The 4,226-nt window shown below is 27.1% G+C and carries 6 protein-coding genes; all 6 read right to left on the reverse strand.

Annotation, left to right across the window (positions count from 1 at the left end; translation table 11 throughout):
• Positions 1–8 precede the first annotated feature (8 nt).
• The 6 genes from RI76_RS00225 to rpsP all read right to left on the reverse strand — a co-directional run bounded on the left by RI76_RS00225 (position 9) and on the right by rpsP (position 4,120).
• A complete protein-coding gene (locus RI76_RS00225; protein WP_017192109.1) occupies positions 9–728 on the reverse strand; it encodes an RNA methyltransferase in 720 nt (239 codons plus the stop codon).
• A gap of 42 nt (positions 729–770) precedes the next feature.
• Positions 771–1,223 carry a Fe-S cluster assembly sulfur transfer protein SufU gene (sufU, locus tag RI76_RS00230; RefSeq protein ID WP_017192110.1) on the reverse strand — a complete coding sequence of 151 codons (453 nt, stop codon included), beginning with the start codon at positions 1,221–1,223 and terminating at the stop codon, positions 771–773.
• A 45-nt stretch (positions 1,224–1,268) separates the two neighbouring features.
• Complete coding sequence (gene tyrS, locus RI76_RS00235; RefSeq protein WP_017192111.1) at positions 1,269–2,516, reverse strand: tyrosine--tRNA ligase; 1,248 nt, start codon at positions 2,514–2,516, stop codon at positions 1,269–1,271.
• Between the two features lie 133 nt (positions 2,517–2,649).
• Positions 2,650–3,003 (reverse strand): 50S ribosomal protein L19, encoded by a 354-nt coding sequence (rplS, locus tag RI76_RS00240; protein ID WP_017192112.1) that lies wholly within the window; start codon positions 3,001–3,003, stop codon positions 2,650–2,652.
• A 36-nt stretch (positions 3,004–3,039) separates the two neighbouring features.
• On the reverse strand, positions 3,040–3,792 hold the full coding sequence (gene trmD, locus RI76_RS00245) for a tRNA (guanosine(37)-N1)-methyltransferase TrmD (RefSeq protein ID WP_017192113.1): 753 nt from the start codon (positions 3,790–3,792) through the stop codon (positions 3,040–3,042).
• Between the two features lie 79 nt (positions 3,793–3,871).
• A complete protein-coding gene (rpsP, locus tag RI76_RS00250) occupies positions 3,872–4,120 on the reverse strand; it encodes a 30S ribosomal protein S16 (RefSeq protein ID WP_017192114.1) in 249 nt (82 codons plus the stop codon).
• Between the last annotated feature and the right edge of the window lie 106 nt (positions 4,121–4,226).

Here is a 4,226-nt window from a genome sequence, read left to right on the forward strand (position 1 = left end):
TAGAAATTTTATTTTAATAAATACATTAAAATACTGCCAGCAACATTAACATTTAAACTTTCTACTGAAGAAGTGTCAATATTAATAAAATAAGATGAAAAGTCTTTGACTTCTTGAGAAATACCAGACCCTTCATGCCCTACCACTAAAGCTCTTTTTTTATTTTGTAAAAATTCTTGGTTTAATTCTTTCAAATCAATAGTTTTTTCGTTAACAGAAGAACTGAAAATATAAGTGTTATCTTTTTTTAAATTGTTTAAAAAAGAGACGGTATCGCCTCTTTCTAAGAATAAATTAAACAAAGCTCCTTGGGTAGCGGCGATCACTTTTTCATTATAAAAGTCAACGCTTTTATCGCTGAAAAAAACATGTTTAAAACCGAAAGCACTAGCGCTTCTTAATAATGTACCAACGTTGCCAGGGTCTTGAACATCATCTAAAACTAAAATTTTATCACTTTGCAAAACGTTTTTTTTCATTTGACAAACTGCTACTTGCGAATATAAAACTTTATTTTTATTTAATTCTCTCATTAAGTAATCTTCCATCAGAACGCCTTCGTGTTGGTCGGTATTAGTGGTATAAAGTTCTAAAACAACCCCGCTTTTTAAAGCTTCTTCAACTAAATGCTCACCAAAAACTAAAAATTCTTGGTATAAATCACGATATTTTTTTAAAGCTAATTTTTTTAATTTTTTAAATTTAGGATTTTTTTTAGATAAAATCACGTTTATTTTCTTTCTTAGATATATTTTTTTTAATCAATCAAATTACTTCGGAGCAAGAAGAGTGTTTTGCCTTTCTTGAATTATTTTTAACAATAAAGTCCAAGGCATACTGGCGCATTTAAATTTGCCAGGAAAATGGGTCACATGTTCTAAAATATGTAATTCTTCTTTTAAAACTTTGTTATCAAAAGGTTTATTTTCTAATAAATTAAGGAAATGATTGATTTGTTCAATACTTTCTTCTAAAGTGGTATTTTTCAAATGAATAGACATGAGCGAAGCGGAAACTACTAAAATAGAACAACCTTGTAATTCGTATCTAATATTAATAATCTTATCCTTGTCCAAAGTCACTTGAAGAGTTATTTCATCGCCACAAGAAACGTTTTTCTGTTGAGATAGGTAGGCATGAGGGTTATTTTTTTCTAACCCTATATTAGCGGGATTTTTATAATGTTTTAAGATTAATTGACGATAAAATTCTTGTTTAGACATCACCAAAAGAACTCTTTCTTTTCCAATAAATTAAAAGACTATTTTTTAATTAAACACTATTAAAGCTGTAAATTTATTTTTTTTAATTAATAAAACGTATTTATTATATAAAACATCTTTAGAACTTAAAAGATAATCTACTTGTTTAACAGGATTTTTAAAAATTTTTACTGATCCTGAAGAAATGATTTTTTTAGCTTCGTTTTTAGAAGCAGTGAGTTGGGTTTGCGCCAAAGCGTCCGCTAAAGGTAGATCAGTATTAGTTTGCACAGTTACTAAGTTTTTTTGCAATAACATAAAATCTTCTTTTTGAAAAACATGTTTGTTAGAGAATAAAATCTCGTTAACTCGAAAACATTCTTTAAAAACCTCTTCTCCGTATAAAAAAGTAACAATACTTTTAGCTAATTCTTTTTGAGCTTTTCTTTGTTGTGGATTTTGTTGAACCTCTTCTTCTAATGCCATAATAAAAGTTGGTTTTAACAAAGTTAAAGTTTTTAAATAATTAACTACATCATTATCAGCCGTATTTAAGAAATATTGGTAAATTTGATAAGGACTCGTTAATTTTTGGTCTAACCATAAAGTATTTTTTTCACTTTTGCCAAATTTAACTCCTTGACTATTTAACAATAAAGGGATGCTCATACCGACTGGTTTTTCCTCTAGGGGGTTTTTTTCTAATTTACGAATTAATTCTAAACCGCTGGTAATATTGCCCCATTGATCAGAACCGCCCATTTGTAGTTTAATTTGTTTATTTTTATATAATTGATGAAAATCTAAAGCTTGTAAAATCATATAAGAAAATTCCGAATAAGAAATTCCTGTTTTCAACCTTTTAGCTACTGTGTCTTTAGCGATCATATAATTAACGTTGAATAATTTACCGTAAGTCCTAAAGAAGGTGATAAGATCTATTTGAGAAATCCAATCATAATTATTAACAAATTCCGCTTTATGAGGGGATAAAATGTTAGTTAATTGTTTTTGAATTTGCTCTACATTATGATAAATCGTTTCTTTAGAAATTAAATTTCTTTCTTCAGTTTCTTTAGGATCACCGATTAAACCAGTCGCTTGCCCAATTAAAATAAACGGAATATGACCTTTTTGTTGTAATAATAAAATAGTTGTAATTTGCACCAAATGACCTACAGTTAAAGAATTCCCAGTAGGATCGAAACCGCAATAAAAATTAATAGATTCGTTATTTAACATCTCTTCTAATCTTTTCTCATCGCTACAATCTTTTATTAAATTGCGCCATTTTAGTTCTTGAAATAAAAGCATTATTAACTCCTTTAAAAATGATTTTACAAAAAAATACATTTCTTATATAACTTAAAAAAACGAGATTATTTTAATCTCGTTTTTTCATGATTCAAAATCTTTTTTATTAAATTATTTCTTAAAATGAAAAAAATTATTTTCTTTCTTTAATTCTAGCAGCTTTAGCTGAAAGTTTTCTGATGTAATAAAGTTTAGAACGTCTTACGATCCCGCGATGAGTTACTTCTATTTTTTCATATAAAGGTGAATGAATTGGGAAAATTCTTTCTACTCCTACGCCAGAATAAACTTTTCTTACAGTAATGTTTTCAGAAATATTACTGCCTTGACGTTTAACAACTAACCCTTCAAATATTTGAATTCTTTTTTTGTTACCTTCTTCAATTTTAATGTAAACTTTTACAGTATCACCTGGTTTGAAATCAGGAACAATTTTTAAATTGTTTTTGTTAATTGAATTTAATAATTCTTGTCCTTTTAAATTCATGATTTTCTAATTTCCTTTATAAAATGAATCATCGTCTCAATCTTTTTTATTGATTTTTTGATTTTTAGTTTCTTTTTTAATTTCTTCTAATAATTGCTTTTGTTTCTCGTTTAAAGTGATTTTTTCTAATAAATCCGGCCTTTTTAAAAAAGTGTTTCTTAAACTTTCTTTTTCGCGCCATTGAGCAATGTTTTCATGATAACCTGATAAAAGTATATCAGGAACTGATTTGTTTTGATAAGTTTGCGGTTTAGTGTATTGAGGATATTTCAATAAACCATTTTGATGAGAGTCATTTAAATAAGATTCCTTTTTAATGACATCAGGAACTAATCTCGCAATAACGTCTATAAAAACTGTAGCCGCTATTTCGCCGCCAGTTAAGACGTAGTCGCCAATGGAAATTTCTTCATCCACATAATCTAAAACTCTAGCATCTACACCTTCATAATTACCACATAAAATAACTAAATGAGAAAAATTTTGGATATATTCAACAGCTTTTTGTTGAGTCAATACATTCCCTTGAGGAGATAATAAAATTACTCTACTTTTAGAATAAGTTTTGATCTGTTGAAGAACGTCGTAAAAAGGAGGAAATTTCAACAACATCCCTACATCTCCACTGTAAGGAATATCATCTATTTGATTGTGTTTATTATTGCTATATTTTCTTAAATCGTGAATTTCAAACTCAATTTGTTCTTTAATTTGAGCCCTTTTAATAATAGAATTATTTAAAAAACTATTAAAAAAAGAAGGAAAAATAGTAATAATATCAAATTTCATATTTATAAAAGCCTTTTTACCAACTTACATCAACAATTAACCTAAAATATTATATTTTAGGTTAGGAAAAATATTGATTTTACGCTTGTTTATTATTTTTTTTGTATTTTTTCAATAAATTTTGAACAGTTTTTGTAGGTTCTCCACCGACTGAACGCCATTTATCAATTTTCTCAACATCTAAATTAATTAAATTTTTGAATGGTTCATAAGTTCCTAAAATCTCTAAAAATTCGCCATCTCTTTTATTTTTGGAAGTTATAGCAACTACACGATAAAAAGGTTTTTTATGAGCACCAAAACGTTGTAAACGAATTTTAACTGACATTTTTTATTACAAGCCTACTTTCTTTAAAAATACTCTATCTCATTAATTATAAAATAAAAAACCATATCTGTCAACAACTTAAATATAATAAATAATAATATTAAAG

It is taken from the genome of Milkweed yellows phytoplasma str. MW1, from assembly GCF_000309485.1.
Lineage (GTDB): Bacteria > Bacillota_I > Bacilli_A > Acholeplasmatales > Acholeplasmataceae > Phytoplasma.

What these genes read in the sequence shown, in the direction of transcription:
- sufU (WP_017192110.1), bottom strand. Translation starts at nt 1,223, where the DNA reads ATGTCTAAACAAGAATTTTATCGTCAATTAATCTTAAAACATTATAAA.
- trmD (WP_017192113.1), bottom strand. Translation starts at nt 3,792, where the DNA reads ATGAAATTTGATATTATTACTATTTTTCCTTCTTTTTTTAATAGTTTT.
- rplS (WP_017192112.1), bottom strand. Translation starts at nt 3,003, where the DNA reads ATGAATTTAAAAGGACAAGAATTATTAAATTCAATTAACAAAAACAAT.
- rpsP (WP_017192114.1), bottom strand. Translation starts at nt 4,120, where the DNA reads ATGTCAGTTAAAATTCGTTTACAACGTTTTGGTGCTCATAAAAAACCT.
- tyrS (WP_017192111.1), bottom strand. Translation starts at nt 2,516, where the DNA reads ATGCTTTTATTTCAAGAACTAAAATGGCGCAATTTAATAAAAGATTGT.